The organism is Achromobacter sp. JD417 (assembly GCF_041879325.1).
Taxonomy (GTDB): Bacteria; Pseudomonadota; Gammaproteobacteria; order Burkholderiales; family Burkholderiaceae_B; genus Achromobacter; species Achromobacter mucicolens.
The window spans coordinates 3,204,781-3,220,303 of the sequence record NZ_CP087159.1; the positions used below are offsets into that span (position 1 = coordinate 3,204,781).

At 65.9% G+C, this 15,523-nt stretch carries 17 protein-coding genes; 10 read left to right on the plus strand and 7 right to left on the minus strand.

What is annotated here, in order from left to right; genetic code table 11:
- Window positions 1–26: 26 nt before the first annotated feature.
- Window positions 27–980, minus strand: coding sequence for a 2-hydroxyacid dehydrogenase (locus LN047_RS14680; RefSeq protein ID WP_373979390.1), 954 nt, complete (start codon window positions 978–980; stop codon window positions 27–29).
- Between the two features lie 129 nt (window positions 981–1,109).
- Here LN047_RS14680 and LN047_RS14685 point away from each other — a divergent pair, with 129 nt between their 5' ends.
- The 3 genes from LN047_RS14685 to LN047_RS14695 are packed head-to-tail and all read left to right on the plus strand — an operon-like array spanning window position 1,110 to window position 3,242.
- A complete protein-coding gene (locus LN047_RS14685; protein WP_056318818.1) occupies window positions 1,110–2,252 on the plus strand; it encodes a citrate/2-methylcitrate synthase in 1,143 nt (380 codons plus the stop codon).
- 49 nt (window positions 2,253–2,301) lie between these two features.
- A complete protein-coding gene (locus tag LN047_RS14690) occupies window positions 2,302–2,853 on the plus strand; it encodes a sugar O-acetyltransferase (protein ID WP_373979391.1) in 552 nt (183 codons plus the stop codon).
- 59 nt (window positions 2,854–2,912) lie between these two features.
- Window positions 2,913–3,242: a YciI family protein gene (locus LN047_RS14695; RefSeq protein ID WP_063954238.1), complete on the plus strand. Its 330-nt coding sequence runs from the start codon at window positions 2,913–2,915 to the stop codon at window positions 3,240–3,242.
- 6 nt (window positions 3,243–3,248) lie between these two features.
- Here the strand turns inward: LN047_RS14695 and LN047_RS14700 are convergent, their stop codons facing one another.
- From LN047_RS14700 to LN047_RS14710, 3 genes are all read right to left on the minus strand, one after another.
- The gene (locus LN047_RS14700) at window positions 3,249–3,905 is read right to left on the minus strand and encodes a hypothetical protein (protein ID WP_062841472.1); all 657 of its coding nucleotides are present in this window, start codon (window positions 3,903–3,905) and stop codon (window positions 3,249–3,251) included.
- A 90-nt stretch (window positions 3,906–3,995) separates the two neighbouring features.
- Complete coding sequence (locus tag LN047_RS14705) at window positions 3,996–4,370, minus strand: cytochrome c (protein ID WP_253884371.1); 375 nt, start codon at window positions 4,368–4,370, stop codon at window positions 3,996–3,998.
- A gap of 14 nt (window positions 4,371–4,384) precedes the next feature.
- A complete protein-coding gene (locus LN047_RS14710; RefSeq protein ID WP_373979392.1) occupies window positions 4,385–5,635 on the minus strand; it encodes a sulfite oxidase in 1,251 nt (416 codons plus the stop codon).
- A 386-nt stretch (window positions 5,636–6,021) separates the two neighbouring features.
- On the opposite strand from LN047_RS14710, the gene LN047_RS14715 reads away from it, so the two are divergent.
- Together LN047_RS14715 and LN047_RS14720 are read left to right on the plus strand one after the other, a co-directional pair.
- Complete coding sequence (locus tag LN047_RS14715; RefSeq protein ID WP_373979393.1) at window positions 6,022–7,005, plus strand: Bug family tripartite tricarboxylate transporter substrate binding protein; 984 nt, start codon at window positions 6,022–6,024, stop codon at window positions 7,003–7,005.
- Window positions 7,006–7,027: 22 nt separating this feature from the next.
- A complete protein-coding gene (locus tag LN047_RS14720; RefSeq protein WP_373979394.1) occupies window positions 7,028–8,218 on the plus strand; it encodes a M24 family metallopeptidase in 1,191 nt (396 codons plus the stop codon).
- On the opposite strand, the gene LN047_RS14725 is transcribed toward LN047_RS14720, so the two are convergent.
- A complete protein-coding gene (locus LN047_RS14725; RefSeq protein WP_373979395.1) occupies window positions 8,211–9,176 on the minus strand; it encodes a LysR substrate-binding domain-containing protein in 966 nt (321 codons plus the stop codon). The genes LN047_RS14720 and LN047_RS14725 overlap by 8 nt on opposite strands.
- A 44-nt stretch (window positions 9,177–9,220) precedes the next feature.
- On the opposite strand from LN047_RS14725, the gene LN047_RS14730 reads away from it, so the two are divergent.
- The 3 genes from LN047_RS14730 to LN047_RS14740 are packed head-to-tail and all read left to right on the plus strand — an operon-like array spanning window position 9,221 to window position 11,165.
- Window positions 9,221–9,790 (plus strand): GAF domain-containing protein, encoded by a 570-nt coding sequence (locus LN047_RS14730; protein WP_373979396.1) that lies wholly within the window; start codon window positions 9,221–9,223, stop codon window positions 9,788–9,790.
- Window positions 9,791–9,805: 15 nt separating this feature from the next.
- Complete coding sequence (locus LN047_RS14735; RefSeq protein WP_373979397.1) at window positions 9,806–10,774, plus strand: Bug family tripartite tricarboxylate transporter substrate binding protein; 969 nt, start codon at window positions 9,806–9,808, stop codon at window positions 10,772–10,774.
- A gap of 40 nt (window positions 10,775–10,814) precedes the next feature.
- Window positions 10,815–11,165, plus strand: a complete 351-nt coding sequence (locus LN047_RS14740) for a GNAT family N-acetyltransferase (RefSeq protein ID WP_373979398.1) — start codon at window positions 10,815–10,817, stop codon at window positions 11,163–11,165.
- A gap of 57 nt (window positions 11,166–11,222) precedes the next feature.
- Here LN047_RS14740 and LN047_RS14745 read toward each other — a convergent pair whose 3' ends face one another.
- Both LN047_RS14745 and LN047_RS14750 read right to left on the minus strand, forming a co-directional pair.
- Window positions 11,223–12,971 (minus strand): SulP family inorganic anion transporter, encoded by a 1,749-nt coding sequence (locus LN047_RS14745; RefSeq protein WP_373979399.1) that lies wholly within the window; start codon window positions 12,969–12,971, stop codon window positions 11,223–11,225.
- Between the two features lie 50 nt (window positions 12,972–13,021).
- Entirely contained in the window at window positions 13,022–13,408 is a 387-nt protein-coding gene (locus tag LN047_RS14750) for a MerR family transcriptional regulator (protein WP_373979400.1), read from the minus strand.
- A gap of 88 nt (window positions 13,409–13,496) precedes the next feature.
- On the opposite strand from LN047_RS14750, the gene LN047_RS14755 reads away from it, so the two are divergent.
- Window positions 13,497–14,396, plus strand: a complete 900-nt coding sequence (locus tag LN047_RS14755) for an alpha/beta fold hydrolase (protein ID WP_373979401.1) — start codon at window positions 13,497–13,499, stop codon at window positions 14,394–14,396.
- 108 nt (window positions 14,397–14,504) lie between these two features.
- Entirely contained in the window at window positions 14,505–15,431 is a 927-nt protein-coding gene (locus LN047_RS14760; protein ID WP_373979402.1) for a helix-turn-helix domain-containing protein, read from the plus strand.
- Window positions 15,432–15,523: the final 92 nt, after the last annotated feature.

A 15,523-nucleotide genomic window follows, 5' to 3' on the forward strand; every position in this document is an offset into this window, starting at 1 on the left:
ACGGTTCTCAATGCGTGCCTTGCGGCTCAGGTCGTCAGGCTCATCGACGGACGTTCGCCGGCCAAGGCCTGCGCGATGCTGTCCAGCACCATCTGGCCCATCGCGGCACGCGTCTCCCAGGTGGCGCTGGCACGGTGCGCCTGCAAGGTGGTGCGATCCGACTGGCGCAGGGCCGCCGGCACGCGGGGCTCATCGACAAAGACGTCCAGCCCCGCACCCGCAATGCGTCCGGCCACCAGCGCCTCGGTCAGGTCCGCCTCGTTGACCAGACGCCCGCGCGCTACGTTGACCAGGAACCCGCGCGGGCCCAGCGCATCCAGCACCTGGGCGTTGACGATGCCCTCGGCCTTGTCGGCCGCGGCGCTCAGCACCAGCGCGTCCGAGCCGCGCGCCAGTTCGATCAGGTCGGGCACGAATTCATGCGGCAGGTCGTCCATGGCGCTCAAGTCGGTGTAGCGGATCTGGCATCCGAAGGCCGCGGCGCGCGTGGCGACGGCGCGGCCCACACGGCCCATGCCGACGATGCCGACGCGCATGCCGCTGAAGCGGCGTGCGAGCGGGATGGCGCTCGGCGAGGGGAATTGTTCCCACAGGCCTTCGCGCACAAAACGGTCACCCGCGCACAGGTTGCGGCAGGCGGCGATCAATAGGCCGATCGCCAGGTCGGCCACGTCCTCGGTCAGCGCGCCCAGCGTGGCGGTGACCGGCAGGCCGCGGCCGCGGCAATAGGCCAGGTCCACCGCGTCGGTGCCCACGCCATTGACCGCCACCACCTTCACGCCCGGCAGCTGTTCCAGCATGGCCCGCGATATGCCGGTGTGGCCGCCGGTGATGACGGCCTCGATGCTGGCGCCGTGCTCGCGCAGCCAGGCCGCCTGATCCGGAATCTCGAAGAACTTGTGCACCTGATACCGCGAGGCCAGCTCGTCGTTGACCGCCGGGATCAGGATGGGATTGAGTTGCAGGACCTGGGGCTTCATGTCGGTTCGGCTCTGTTGGGGGACCGGCAGCGGGTCCGCGTTGAACATGGATCCCATGGTATTTAATGATTGATTTGTAAAGCAATATTGATCTATAAAATCAACATATAAACTTTGCCACAGAAGATCATGGGCACCTGGATATCGATGGCCGAAGCGTGCAGCCAGCTTGGCGTGCGGCCGCAAACCATCTACGCCTACGTCAGCCGCGGCAAGCTGGAAGTCATGCCCGATCCGGCAGATACGCGCCGCAGCTTGTATCGCGCCGAAGACGTTGCCGGGCTGGCCAAGCGCAAGCAGGCGGGCCGCAAGCACGAAACCCTGGCGACCAATACGCTTTTCGGCGCCGAGCCCAGCATTCCCACGGCCATCTCCACCTTTCACCGGCAACGCCTGTACTACCGCGGGCAGGATGCCGTCGCGCTGGCCGCGTCGGCCAGCCTGGAGGAGGTGGCCCAATTGCTGTGGAATTCCGATCAGCTGGCAGACTTTTCGTGCGCGGCGCGCGTGTCTACGCCCGGCCGGGTCGCGGCCTTCACGTCGCTGGCCGCGCTGGCCGCCACCGGGCATTCCACCCGCGGCCGCATGACGCGCGTGCTGCACACCGAATGCCAGAGCCTTGTCGGCCAATTGGCCAATGCGTTTGGCGCGCAGCACGGCAAACGCCCGCTGCACCTGCGTTTTGCGCAGGCGTGGAAGCTATCGCCGCAATCCGCTGAGCTTTTGCGCACCGCCATGGTCCTGCTGGTGGACCACGAGCTGACCAGCTCGGCATTTGCCACGCGCATCGCGGCGTCCACGGGCGCATCGCTGCCGGCGTGCCTGCTGTCCGGCCTCACCACCTTGTCCGGGCCCCTGCACGGCGACGCGTCCGGCCGCGTCAAGGCACTGTTCGACGACGTGGCGCGCCAGGGCGAAGACCACGTGATCGCCCATTACCTGTCCACGGGTCTGCCGCTGGCGGGCTTTGGTCATCACCTGTATCCCGACGGAGATCCGCGCGCAGCCGCATTGCTGGCGCGCTTCGAACCGGCCGAGGTCATCACGCGCTTCATTGGCAAGGCCACGCAACTGACGGGTCTGCATCCCAACATCGACGTCGCCCTGGCCGCGCTGGCAGCGCATTGCGGCCTGCCGGACGATGCGGCATTCGGGCTATTCGCCACGGCGCGCAGCATTGGCCTTTTGGCGCACGGCCTGGAACAACTCAGCGTGGCGCAGGTCATCCGGCCGCGCGGCCGTTACGTCGGGGTCTTGCCGCAAGCGGCGTAGCGGCACGGCAATGTTCGGTATGCTGCAACGTACCGGACAGGAGACTGCCATGACACGCACGCAGAAAGAGAGGATGTTGGCCGGAGAGCTGTACACGGCCGCCGACGCCGAGATCCAGGCGGACCAGCTTGCCGCCAGCGCCTGGATGAAGCGGTACAACGCGCTGCTGGGCGAGCCGCCCGAACACTGGCATGCGCTGCTTTGCGAGCGCCTGGCCAGTGTCGGCGAGGGCGCGCTGATCCGCCCGCCGTTTCATTGCGACTACGGCTACAACATCTCGTTGGGCGCCAACGTCTTCATGAACTTCAATTGCGTGATCCTGGACGTCGTGCAGGTCACCATCGGCGAAGGCACGCAGATCGGCCCGGCCGTGCAGATCTACACGGCAGACCACCCGCACGACCCCGAGCAGCGTCGCGCGATGCTGGAGTTCGGGCGGCCCGTGCATATCGGCAGGCAGGTGTGGATCGGCGGCGGGGCGATCATCCTGCCCGGTGTGACGGTGGGGGACGGCGCCATCATCGGCGCGGGCAGCGTGGTGACGCGGGACGTGCCCGGGGGCGCCAAGGTCGTGGGCAATCCGGCGCGGGTGCGCGGTTAGCGCATGAGCGCGCCACGCGTCTCGCCACAAGGCGCGGCGCCAACCTTAAGGAGAAGACCATGCCCATGTTCATCACAATCGGCTACGGCGATCAGGCGGGCTACGACAGCACTCCGGTGTCCGTGCGCGAGGCTGCGCATGCGCACGACGCGGCATTGCAGGATGCGGGCGTGCTGATGGGGATCGCGGGCACGCCGGTTCAGGTGCGCAATCCGGACGCGTCCGGCGTGGTGACGGCGAAGGGGCCGTTCATGAATGCGCCGCTGCCGATTGCCGGTTTTGCCGTCATCGAAGCGGCCGATATGGCCGAGGCCATCGAAAAGGTGTCCCGCACGCCCTGCGCCGTGGCGCACGGCGTGGTGGAAGTCTGGCCGCTTGAGCGCCGGTAGCGCGGATTACCCGTCGACCGAGCGCATGTCGCAGGTGGTCTCGGACGATGCGCACACGCCGCGAAACCACGCGCGGCCGCGCGTGCGGTCCTTGTCGGCCAGCCGTTCGAACGTGGCGCTGTTGCGCATCTCGTAGTCCAGCAGCAGCCATTCGCCATCGCAGGCCACGATGCCGCGCAAGGTGGCGCGTTCAGTCAGCCAGTCGCCGCCCAGGTCAAGCAGCCGTTCGCTGGCGGCGTCGGGGCGGGCGTATCCGCGCGCCGACTGGATGCCGACCTGCGCGTCCGCGGCGGCGATCCAGCCTTCGCCTTGATAGACGGGGCGAGGCGGGTGACGATCGCTGCCGCTCATGGCGTCGCTGGCGTTGCGAATCCTGAGCCAGCCGTCGCGCGCCTCGGTCACGTCGAAGGTGACGCTGTATAGATCGACCTCGGGGTCGGGACTGTCGCCGCGCGTGGTCGGCAGCGCGCCCAACTGCCTGGCGCCATAGGAGGCTGCCGCGCGCACCGGGATCGCGGGCTTGTCGTTGGTGGTCCAGCCCGAAAAGCGGCATGCCGTGGGGCCTGTCGGCGTCCAGGCGGCGCCGTGGCCAGCCGGTTGCGCATGAAGCGCCGGGGTCAGGGCCGCCGCGGCAAGCAGCAGGGCGAGCGATCTGAGCGTCATGATGCGTGTCGTCGTGAACATGAGGATGGGTGGGCAATCCGGCTGGCGGAAAGCCTACCATGATCCCGCTGTCCGCGATGCACGGGCCGGCTACTGCGCCCCGGTCACGCCCGACACGTACTTCGCCAACGCCTGCACCTGTTCATCGCTCAGGGCATCAAAGGCCGGCATGACGCCGATCCCGTTGCGCACGGCCTGCGTGACGCGGTTGGCATCGGGCTTGAGCTCGTCCAGGTTGGGACCAATGGTGCCTGCCGCGCCGGCGTCGGCCAGCGTGTGACAGACGGCACAGGCCGGGGTGGTCGCTTTCAGGAACAAGGCCCGGCCCGCTTCGGCATTGGGCGGTTCGGCCGCCCACGCCTGCGCGCCCGTCAGCAACCAGACACCTGCCGCGAGCGCAAAGGAAGCCCGCCACCCGATCGGGCGGCGGGTTGCTGCATGCTGCATGACTTGACTGTTGTGCATCGATGCTGCCTCGATCAGGACACGTTGATGGCCAGACCGTGGTCGCGCCAACTGCTGTTGATATAGCCCGGCGCGTTTTCGAACCGGTTTTCCACCTGCACATTGCCTTCCGTGTCCTCGACGCGGCTGACCAGCATGTGCTGGCCGGCGGACAGTTCCACCGGCAGCGCGAACTGGCGCCAGGCGTACTTGCCAAGATCCGGTCCGATCAACGCGGCCTGTTTCCAGGTCTTGCCGCCGTCGATCGACACGTCCACGCGCTTTACCGCATGCATGCCGCCAAAGGCCACGCCGCGCACCACTACCCGCCCGGCCTTCACCGGCTGGCCGTTTGCGCCCGGCGCGTTGATCCAGGATTTGGGTTCCATGGCCCAGACCGACGGTTGATCGGGGCTGGGCTTGGCGTTCATGGGCGTCAGGCGATAGCCGGTCTGCTGGATCTTCGCGGGGCTCTGTTCGGCGGTGAACGCCAGCCGCTTGATGTACTTGACGTTGTTCACGCCGGTGTAGCCCGGCACGATCAGGCGCAACGGCCCGCCGTGCGCCAGCGACAGCGGCTCGCCGTTCATCTCCCAGGCCAACAGGGCGTCCTGCATCGCCTCGCGCGGCACCGAGCGTTCCACCAGCAGCGATTTGGGATCAAGACCCTCGGGCAGCACTTCGCCGCCGGTGCCTGTCATGAAGGCCGGCGTGCCCGCCAGGCCGCCCAGGTGTTCGACAAGGGTGCGCACCGGCACGCCCGTCCACATCACGCAGCCGGCCGCGCCCACTTCCCAAGGCGTGCCGCTGGGCTTGTGGGGAAAGAATCCTCGGCCATTGCCCGAGCACTGCAACACGGTCGCCAGCGTTTCCATGCCCAGCGTCTTCAGTTCGCCCACGGTGAACGTGCGGGGCTGCTTGACGCCTTCGATCTCGACCTTCCATGCATCGCGGTCGTTCAGGATCGCGGCGTCGGGCGGCGGCAGATTATTGCGCACGTATAGCTGGCGCGACGGCGTGATGACGCCATCGCCGAACGCGCTGCGGCGGGTCTCGATGGTGTTGGCGCTGTGCACGATGACGCTGTCGGCGTCTTTCCACGCCGCGTAAGGCGGCAGCGGCTTGCCGGCGGTTGCGGCGGGGGTAGCGGCGGGCGCAGCGGCGGGCTTGGCGGGCGCATCGCTGGCGCGCGCGATGCCGGCGGCGCCCAGCCCGGCCGCGGCCAGGGCAGTGGCGCTGCCGGCCAGCATGCGGCGCCGTGCGGGGTTGCGTGGGGTTGTCTCCATGGCTTGCCTCTCAGGTTGCCGCGTCCCGCGGAACAGGCGCGGTGTTGTGCTTATGGACGGCCCAGCGCTTGCGGCCTTCCGCATCATCGGCAATGCCCCTCTTTATGTCAACGGGTTCTAAAGAACTATAGGTTTGTGGACATTTCAGATATAAGAGTTTTGGATATTTGGTCGATGGGCGCGTGAGACAGGTCGCGCGAGCCGCTCGTGCGAAAGCGCCATCAAGTTTCGAGTGCTCAACGTTACGCGCCCTCCATGCAGTAACGCTTATGGATCCCTCAGGTTTATTCATTGGGCGCTAATGCCCGTTCTCCCCATAATCCGACAGGCTTTTTGCCTGGCCGTCATTGGACGGCGGTATCGATGGATAAAGGGGAAATAGAAACATGCAGGGAAGTTTTCTGTCGCGGGCCTGCCGGGTGGCGGGCGTAGCGTGCGCGATGTTGGCAAGCGCGGGAGCGGTCGCCGCGGATTATCCCGACAGGCCGATAAAGCTTGTGGTGCCGCAGGCAGCGGGTGGCGGTACGGATGTGATCGGTCGGCTATGGGCCGATTACCTGTCCCGGCAATTGAAGGTGCCGGTCGTCGTGGAGAACCGTCCGGGCGCCAATGGCATCCTAGCCTCGAGTTACGTCGCCAAGCAGCCGGCGGACGGCTACACGGTGCTGGTGAGCGGGATCTCCTATCTGGCCTTCAATCCCCATATGTACAAAGACCTGCCATATCAGCCCGCTCGGGATTTCGAGGGGGTCAGCCTGCTGGTCAACACGCCATTCCTGCTGGTTACTGGAACGCAGACGGGCATACGGTCGCTCGACGAGTTGGTCCAGCAGGCCAAGGCGAATCCCGACGCATTGAACTTTGCATCGGCGGGCAAGGGCAATTCCACGCATCTGGTCGTTGAGATGCTCGCCAAGCGCCTGGGCATGTCGCTCACGCACGTTCCCTACAACGGCGCGGCTGCTGGCCTGACGAGCGTCATGGCCAACCAGACACAGTTGATGGCCGATGTGCTGAACACGGGTGCGGTGCAGGCCAAGGCCGGCAAGGTCGTTCCGCTGGCCGTCGTGGGTGCCACGCGCGCGGCAAGCGTGCCGGATGTGCCGACCCTCGGGGAACTCGGTCTGCCCGATTTTCCGTTGCCCGGCTGGTATGCCCTGGTGGCGCCCAAGGGCACGCCCGCCCAGGCCATCGATCGGCTAAATGCGGAAACGCGGCGCTTCTTCGACGACTCAGCCGTCAGGGCGCGACTGCAGGAATTGCAGCTGGAACCCTTGCCTTCCGCGCCGGACGCTGTCGCGCAATGGACGCAGCGCGACAGCGCCACCTGGGGACCGCTCATCCGCGAGCTGGGCCTGAGCAACGACTGACTTTGATCTAAAAGGAATCACCATGCCTACACTCACTCACGCTGTCTGGCGCTATCGGTTGGACAAGATGAATGCGTTGATGGACGACATGGCCGTCGACGCCATCATCTTCACGTCGGCAGACTTCTTCCAGTTTGCGACCAACTTTCACACGGACGTGCTGCCCTGGGAACGCCCCATCTTTGCTGTCGTGCCGCGCAACGGCGATCCATTCCTTGTGATGAATGAGCTGTCCACGCACCACATGCGCTTTTCCCAGGAACAGGGCAAAGTCTGGATCACTGACATCAGCTACTACGCGGAGCACCCGCGCGTAACGAACAGGTTGCCGTTGATCGGTCAATTGCCTGAACTGGTGGCCGCTCGGCTGAAGACCGCCGGGCTAGCGCGCTCGCGCATCGCCGTGGAAGGCGGCAGCGCGGTGCTGGCGCAGGTTGCGCGTCTTCTGCCCGACATTATCTTGCGCCCCGCGACGCCCGGATGCAGGTCGCTGCGCTGGCAAAAGCATGAAGAGGAGCTGGCGGTGATGGCGGCGGCGGCCTCCATCTCTGACTGGATCCAGGATCGGTACCGCGAGAATATCCAGCCGGGCCGGCTGGTGCAGGAACTGGACTTCGCGATGGCCTCGCTGTTCGTCCAAGAGGCTGCCAACCGCTTTCCCGGAGAGCATTTCGAGGTGATCCGGTGCTGGACGCTGAGCGGGCCGGCGTCCGCTTCGCCCCACGGAGATGGCGCGTCCTGCGGCGCGCGCATCCAGAAAGGGGATGTGCTGGTCAACATTGTCATTCCCCGTCTCAATGGCCTGACCATCGAGAACGAACGCACGTGGTTTTGCGGCACACCGTCGGCCGATCAGGTCCGGTTGTGGTCGGCGGCGAAAGCGGCCAACGAAGCCGCGATTGCGGCAGCGCGCACGGGCAATCCCGTCTGCATGATCGACGCGGCAGCGCAGGCGGAAATCGAGAAAGCGGGGTTTGCCGATTTCATCCGGCACCGCACCGGTCATGCGGTGGGCATCATCCACCACGAATATCCCGAAGACATGGCGTTCTGCCAGCGGCCGTTGTTGCCGAATGAGGTGTATTCGGCCGAGCCCGGCATCTACGCCTACGGCATCGGCGGCTTCCGGCTGGATGACACCGTGGTGGTGGGCGACACGCCGCGCGTGCTGACGCAGACACCCAAGACGCTTGAATACGCGACGGTCATGTAGCCGAGGGTGCCGCGTCGCCCATGTCGAGGAGGCTTTTGGCCTCTTCGCGCAACGTTTCCCGAAGGACGGGCAGGACAATGCTGGGGGAATCGGCGGCCCACAACATCCCGATGGGGCCGAATTCCAAACGCGAAGGCATGCGCACAATACTGATGAGATTGAGCTGGGCATACATTTGCGCCACCGAACTGGCCAGCGTGGCGATGTAATCCCGTTCTTGCAGCATGGAAAGCAGCGCGACCAGCGAACTCGTTTCCACCGCCGGCCGGGGCGGCGGCATGCCGGCATCGGCGACCGCCTGATCCAGCCGGACGCGCGACAGCGTGCCCGGCGGCGGCAGGATCCAGGGGTAGACGTCGGTGTGTTCCCACTGGGGCGCTGCCAGTTCAGCGAGCGCGTGGCCGCGCCTTGCGACGACGCTGAAGGTGTCGGTCATCAGCCATTCGGTGCACAAGCCGGAGCGGCTCGCGCGCACGTCGAGCGGCCCGATGATGAGATCGATTTCCCGGCGTTCGAGTCGCTCCATCAAGGGTTCCAGCAGGCCTTCCGCCAGCTCGATCCGCACCTTGGGCGCACGTTGGTGAAGCGCGGCGATGGCGCGCGGCAACAAGACGGGCGCGGCCGACAGAATCGTTCCGATGTGCAGGTGGCCCGCCACGCCGCTCTTGACCGCTTCGATTTCCTCGCCGGTGCGTGCCGTATCGCCCAGCACGCGGCAAGCGTAACGCCATAGCGCGCTTCCGGCCTCGGTCAGTTCCAGTGTGCGTCCGCGCAGGAAGAGCGGTGTGCCGACCAGTTCCTCCATGTCGCTCAACCAGTGGGACAGCGCCGGTTGCGTCATGTGCATGGCCTTGGCGGCCCCGGTCACCGTCCCCGCGCTTTCCAGTGCTGCAAGGACCTGCAGATGGCGCAGCTTGAGTCGGCGGGTCCATGAAAGGTCGATCGGGGCGGTATCCATGCGGAAATGGTAATGGATATCTCAAGTTTATTCATTGGCGGGATATGGCCGTCACGCTCCAAAATGCCATTCTTCTTTTAGTCGGGATGCAGGCAGCGATGCACTCAAGAGACTCAACTTCCGGGGGCCAGGCGCTGGATGCCGTGGCGGTGGCATTGATGCAGGGCGGGCAGCCTGAAAGCGGTCTTCACGCGCTGGCGCAGGCGTTGGCGGCACGCATTGGTTACCGGCTTTTCACGGTACTGGTCCTTGATCGTGAAGCCGGCGTGAGCCGCCGCTTCTATTCGAGCCAGCCTGATGCCTACCCGACAGACGGCGCCAAGCCCATCCGCACCGACAGTGACTTCTACGCACGCGTGGTCCAGGAAGGTCGGCCCCGTATCTGCGCAGACCGCGAGGCGTGCAAAGCGGCGTTCCCGGACCATGACCGCATCTTTGCTTTGGGCTGCGAAGGTGCGGTCAACGTGCCAGTGCGGTGGGACGGCCAGACCATCGCCTCCTTGAACCTGCTGCACCGAGCGGGCTGGTACCGGGAAGCCATGTTTTCCGAGCTTGGCTGGTATTCGGCGTTTGCCATTCCCGTCATTCAAAAGATCATCCACACGACCCGATAACCAGGGGGAAAAACCATGAAACGTTCGAGCGTCACGATTGCCGCATTGCTGTTGTCGTTGGGAGTGGTGCCTGCCCACGCGGCGGACACGTATCCGGCAAAGCCCATTACGATCATCTATCCCTATGCGCCCGGTTCGGCATCGGACACCATGACCCGCCTGTTGGCCGATGCCATGTCCAAGAAACTGGGCCAGCCGGTCATCGTCGACAGCAAACCAGGGGCCGGCGGTTCCATCGCCACCGAGCATGTCGTGCGTGCGGCGCCGGACGGTTATACGCTGCTGCTCAGCGCAAGCGGAACCATCGCGGTCAATCCGCACATCTACAAGCTGCGCTACAACCCGGTCGAGGATCTGGCCCACATTTCCATCGCGGTGGAAGTGCCATTCGTATTTGTCGTGGGCAAGGCGTTTCCCGCGCAGGATTACGCATCGTTCAAGACGCTGAGCGAGCAACGTCCGGGCGGCTTGACCTCGGCCAACGCCGGCCTCGGTACGCAGGCCCATTTGACGCAGGCTGCGTTCGCGCGGCTGGCTGCGGTCAACCTCAGCATTGTCGGCTACAAGGGCGCCGCGCCGGCGGTTAATGATGTCTTGGGCGGGCACGTGGACTCGATGATGGACAACGCAGCTTCGCAGATCCCATACGTCACGTCGGGCAAGACGACGGCGCTATTCGTCACCAGCGACTACCGGTTCGAGGGGTATCCGAAGGTGCCCACGGCCAAGGAGCTGGGTATCACGGGCCTGGTCCCCGCGGGATGGTTTGGCCTGGCCGCGCCTAAAGGCACACCGCAAGCCGCCATCGACACCGTGCAGAAAGCCTTGGCGACCACGCTCCAGGAGCCTGACGTGCAGCGCAAGCTCAAGGAACTGGGCTGGGTGATCGTCGGCAATACGTCCGCGCAGGCGCTGGAACGCGCGCGAGCCGACTACACGCGGCTGGGGCAAGTGGTGCGCGACATCGACCTGAGGCCGAACTGAGCGCTGTGCGGGCCAGTCGTGTAGGGCTGGCCCGCGCTGGATGGCGTGCCAGGACGGCGACGCCATCGGCCACGCGCAACTGGCCTACGACTGGCAGGATGGCAACGCCCGTCTTGGACGCGTTGCAATCGCACCTGCCAAGCGTGGTCAGGGCTTGGCCGGTCCCATGGTGCGCCTGATGATGGATGAGGCGTTCGGCACGCCGGGTGTCGAGCGGCTGGAACTGAACGTCTACATGTTCAACGCGGTGGCCATTCGCACCTACGAAAGGCTGGGCTTCAAGCTGGAGGGCGTGAGACGGTCGTCCACGCGGGCTGGCGATGAGCGCTGGGACACCGGGATGATGGGATTGCTGCGGTCCGAGTGGCGGGCGGCCGCGCCTGGCCGATGAGGTTGCCGTGAGGCAAGGCCTCGTTCCCAAGCTGCCTCTCTTCAGGATGACTCGACATCAGGGGCTGCGCTCCAGGTCGCTCGCGAGCCGGTCTTCTCGGCCCAGGTAATCGTCCACCGCGCTGCCGACGGTCGGATGAAAGCGGTCGTCGCTGAACAGCCGCGACAGCTCGAAACGCTTGAGCTTGTCCCGCACGGGATCCTTCATTTCCGCGAAGTGCAGCGCAATCCCTTCGCGCGACAGGGTTTCGCACAGTTCGCGCAGCATGTCGGCTGAGGTGACGTCCACGCTGGTGACGGGTTCGGCGGCCACCACCACGCGCCGCACGGGCGTGGGCGAGGCCTCCACGGCTTCAAGCAGGCGCTGCTGGAAAAGTTCTGCGTTGGCGAAAAAGAGCGGGGCGTCCCAGCGGAACAGGACCAGTCCGTCGATCAGCGTGGCATGCGGATAACGCTTCAGGTCGTGATAGCCGCGCAGGTTCGGCACGCGGCCCAGCACCGCGAAGTGCGGACGCCAGCCGTCCCACAGGAACTCGATGACGGCGATGACGACCGCCAGGCAGATGCCGGGGATCGCGCCGAAGATGGCGACACCCGCAAAACACAGCATGGACAGCCAGAACTCCCATTGCTGGATGCGGTAGATGCGCCGCAGATCCCTGAATTCGAAGAGACCGATGGCGGCGGCGATCACAACCGCGGCCAGCGCGCTGTTGGGCAGGTGGCGCAGCAGATTCGGCGCGGCGATCAGCAGCGCGGCGACGGCCACCGCGCCGACCACGCCGGTCAGTTGGGTGCGCGACCCCGCCGCCTCGGCCACCGGGGTGCGCGATGCGCTGCTGCTGACCGGAAAGCCCTGGAAGAAACCGGCTGCCAGGTTCGCCACCCCCAGTCCCACCATCTCCTGATTCGGATCCACGCGCGTGTTCGTGCGCGCGGCGTAGGTGCGCGACAGCACGCTGGTGTCGGCAAAGGCAATCAGCGCCACCGCGCAGCCGCCCAGCACGATCTTGACGAGGTCGGCGTTGCTGAGCCACGGCCACGCAAAGCTGGGCAATCCTTGCGGAATCTCGCCCAGCACCTTGACGCCCTGGGCGTCCAGTCCGAAAAGCTTGACCGCCAGCGTGGCAAGGATCACGGCAATCAGGATGCCCGGAACGCGATCGAAGCGCTTGAGCAAGAGAATCACGGCCAGGCTTGCCGCGCCGATTGCCAAGCTTGGCCAATGGGCCTGACCATCGGCCACGGCCAGCGCCAACTTTTGCATCTCGCGCAGCGGGCCGGCGTCGTCGATGGAGATGTCGAACAGCTTGGGCAACTGGCTGACCAGCACGGTCAGCGCGATGCCGTTCATGTAGCCGTAGCGGATGGGTTTGGACAACAGCTCGGTGATGAACCCCAGGCGCATCAAGCCCATCACGATGCAGAACAGCCCAGAGACAACGGCCATCATGCTTGCCGCGGCGATGGCGCGCATGGGGTCGCCGTTGGAGACGCTGAGCACGACAGCCAGTATGGGCGCTGCCAACGCGGAATCCGGTCCCAACACCAGGATCCGGCTTGGACCGAACAGCGCATACGCCAGGAGCGGGATGATGGTGGCGTACAGGCCGTACACGCCGGGCACGCCCGAGGCTTCGGCGTAGGCGATGCCCACCGGTACCAGCATGGTCGTCAGGACGAGGCCGGCGGCAATGTCCTTGGGCAGCCACGCCGCCTGATAGGACTGCAACAACGCCAGACCGGGCAGCCAGCGCAACCAGCGCGGCGCATGCTGGACGGGGCGGCGGGGCGTTTCGGTAGCCATGGAATTCCGGTAGGAAAGCGTGCGCTACAGGTTGGGGCCTTATCCGCGTTTCATTGCGGGCAAGGGGGGGCGGAATCTTCCAGCATCTGGCGCAGCCGGGCGCGGCGGCGCTCCAGGTCGGCGATCTGGCGTTCGACGGATGCCAGCCGCCGGCGCTGCACCTCGGACGTCTCCGGGCATGCCGCAGCGCCCTCGATCAGCCGCATGCAATCGGGAAACCCGCGGATTTCCGCCAACGAGAAGCCGGCAGCGATGAGGCGCTGGATTTGCCTGACTTGCGTGACGGCGGCTGCGGGAAAGGTGCGGTATCCATTGTCCGCCCGGGCCGAGACAAGCAGACCCTGGTCGTCGTAGTGGCGCAGCGACCGCAGGCTTGCGCCCGTTCTGCGGGAAAGCTCGCCGATCGACATGGGGGGGGAAGGCGCGGGCGTTTTCATGCGGGAAAGGTTAGCAGATGGGGGCTTGACCTTGACATAGGTGTGAGGGTTGAGACTGGCCGTCCTTCAATCTTTCGGATGCATCAGCATGCAACGCAGAACTTTTTTCCGCCGGGTGGCGGCGGCGGTATTAGTCATCGTGGCCTCGGCGGCCGCGCACGCGCAGCCCCGGCAGTACACCGTCAAGGCGCCCGATGGCGTAACGCTCGCCGTCCAGGAGGCCGGCAATGCCGATGGCCCGCCCGTCATCTTCGTGCACGGGTTGCTGGGCAGCCACCTCAACTGGGAGGCCCAGCTTGCCAGCCCAGCGCTGCAACGATACCGGCTGATCACCTACGACCTGCGCGGCCATGGTTTATCGGGCAAGCCGGCGGACGCGGCGGCGTATACAGACGGCCGGCGCTGGGCCGACGATCTGGCCGCGGTCATGAAGGCGACGGGGGCCGCGGACCCCGTGGTCGTCGGCTGGTCGCTTGGCGCTGCCGTGACGACCAACTACCTCGCCGCGTACGGCGATGCGGGAATCGCGGGCGCCGTCTATGTGGGCGGTGTGATCGAGCTGGATCCGAAGCAGATCGTGCAGCATCCTGCGCTGTACCGCGACATGGTGTCCCCCGACCTGAAAACCCACCTGGACGCGGAGCGCGAATTCATCGGTTTGTGCTTTGCGCAGCCGCCCGGTGCCGTCACATTCCAACGGCTGCTGGCCAATGCCGCCATGGCGTCCTTCGACATGCAGGCCGCCGTGCAAGGCATGACGGTCGCGGCGGCGCGCGGCCTTGGCTCGGCGCGCAAGCCTCTGCTGCTGATCTACGGAGCAAACGACGCCCTGGTCCAGCCTCATCCGTCGATCGAGCGGGCGCGGCAACTGAACCCGCACGTCACGAGCACGGTATACGCGGCATCGGGGCACGCGCCGTTCATGGAGGAAGCGGACAGGTTTAATCGGGACCTGGCGGCGTTTGTGGACAGCGTCGTCGCCCGCTGACGGGCCCGGGCGGGCCGGGGATGCTTGCCAAATGTTGCTTGTTGCGAAGCAGCATCGCCTGCTATCTTCGAGCCCGTTAGCGCGTTCGCCCTGATCTGGACATATCCGATGCCCGCCACCCAACCCCTGATTTCCGGCTCGCAACCGGCGCGGTCCACCGACACGCTGGGTTGCTCGGCCAGCCAATTGGCGTTGGACCAGGAATTCCATGGCGGCGGGCTGACGCTCTATCGCAAGCGCACCCACCACGATTACTTCGGCAGCGTGCAGACGCCCGCGTCCGATCGCGGCTTTCTCGTGGGCGTGGCGCTGCAGGGCGGTCATCGCCGTCGCATCCTGCATGGTCACCACGCCTCCACGCATGATTTCGATGCGGGTTCGATCTACATCCGCGACTTCACCGACGATTACCGCGCCGACATGCTAGGCGGTTTCGACTTCCTGCTGGTCGAGCTGTCGCGCGCCTTCATCGAGCGGATCAACGACGAGAAGGGCGGGACGCGCGTCAGCAGCCTGACGCCGCGCGCCGGGCAGCCGGATCCGGTACTGGGCCATCTTTCGCAGGTGCTGGCGAACGTCGTGGCAAATCCCGCGCAGACCAGCAGCCTGTTCGTGGAGCATCTGAACCTGGCCCTTGGCACGCACCTGCTGGCGCAATACGGGGCGGGGGCCACCAGCGGATGGTCAGCGTCGGGCGGCGCCCGCGTGCTGTCGCGCAAGCTGGAGGCGCGCGCCAAGGACATGCTGCTGGCGTCGCTGCGGGAAGACGCGTCAATTGCGGATATCGCAGAGGCCTGCAATCTGTCGCGCAGCTATTTCATCAAGGCGTTCCGGCAAACGGTCGGCACCACGCCGCATCGGTGGCTCCTGGAGCAGCGGGTGCAAAAAGCGCAGGCGTTGCTGCGCACGCCGGGCCGGTCGATCACCGACATCGCGCTGTCGTGCGGCTTTGCCGACCAGGCGCACATGACCCGGGTGTTTACGAGCGTGGTGGGCGTGGCGCCCGGCGCCTGGCGCAGGGAACACGGCGGTTGACCCGTTAGCCGGCACGCGACAGGCCATGCAACGCGCATGGCGCTTTCATACAAATCAGGACGCAAGTGCGCAAGACGCGGGCGCTGCCCGGC

What these genes read in the sequence shown, in the direction of transcription:
- LN047_RS14750 (WP_373979400.1), bottom strand. Translation starts at nt 13,408, where the DNA reads ATGAAAACGCCCGCGCCTTCCCCCCCCATGTCGATCGGCGAGCTTTCC.
- LN047_RS14705 (WP_253884371.1), bottom strand. Translation starts at nt 4,370, where the DNA reads ATGCACAACAGTCAAGTCATGCAGCATGCAGCAACCCGCCGCCCGATC.
- LN047_RS14735 (WP_373979397.1), top strand. Translation starts at nt 9,806, where the DNA reads ATGAAACGTTCGAGCGTCACGATTGCCGCATTGCTGTTGTCGTTGGGA.
- LN047_RS14690 (WP_373979391.1), top strand. Translation starts at nt 2,302, where the DNA reads ATGACACGCACGCAGAAAGAGAGGATGTTGGCCGGAGAGCTGTACACG.
- LN047_RS14710 (WP_373979392.1), bottom strand. Translation starts at nt 5,635, where the DNA reads ATGGAGACAACCCCACGCAACCCCGCACGGCGCCGCATGCTGGCCGGC.
- LN047_RS14745 (WP_373979399.1), bottom strand. Translation starts at nt 12,971, where the DNA reads ATGGCTACCGAAACGCCCCGCCGCCCCGTCCAGCATGCGCCGCGCTGG.
- LN047_RS14755 (WP_373979401.1), top strand. Translation starts at nt 13,497, where the DNA reads ATGCAACGCAGAACTTTTTTCCGCCGGGTGGCGGCGGCGGTATTAGTC.
- LN047_RS14715 (WP_373979393.1), top strand. Translation starts at nt 6,022, where the DNA reads ATGCAGGGAAGTTTTCTGTCGCGGGCCTGCCGGGTGGCGGGCGTAGCG.
- LN047_RS14695 (WP_063954238.1), top strand. Translation starts at nt 2,913, where the DNA reads ATGCCCATGTTCATCACAATCGGCTACGGCGATCAGGCGGGCTACGAC.
- LN047_RS14725 (WP_373979395.1), bottom strand. Translation starts at nt 9,176, where the DNA reads ATGGATACCGCCCCGATCGACCTTTCATGGACCCGCCGACTCAAGCTG.
- LN047_RS14700 (WP_062841472.1), bottom strand. Translation starts at nt 3,905, where the DNA reads ATGACGCTCAGATCGCTCGCCCTGCTGCTTGCCGCGGCGGCCCTGACC.
- LN047_RS14685 (WP_056318818.1), top strand. Translation starts at nt 1,110, where the DNA reads ATGGGCACCTGGATATCGATGGCCGAAGCGTGCAGCCAGCTTGGCGTG.
- LN047_RS14730 (WP_373979396.1), top strand. Translation starts at nt 9,221, where the DNA reads ATGGCCGTCACGCTCCAAAATGCCATTCTTCTTTTAGTCGGGATGCAG.
- LN047_RS14740 (WP_373979398.1), top strand. Translation starts at nt 10,815, where the DNA reads ATGGCGTGCCAGGACGGCGACGCCATCGGCCACGCGCAACTGGCCTAC.
- LN047_RS14720 (WP_373979394.1), top strand. Translation starts at nt 7,028, where the DNA reads ATGCCTACACTCACTCACGCTGTCTGGCGCTATCGGTTGGACAAGATG.
- LN047_RS14680 (WP_373979390.1), bottom strand. Translation starts at nt 980, where the DNA reads ATGAAGCCCCAGGTCCTGCAACTCAATCCCATCCTGATCCCGGCGGTC.
- LN047_RS14760 (WP_373979402.1), top strand. Translation starts at nt 14,505, where the DNA reads ATGCCCGCCACCCAACCCCTGATTTCCGGCTCGCAACCGGCGCGGTCC.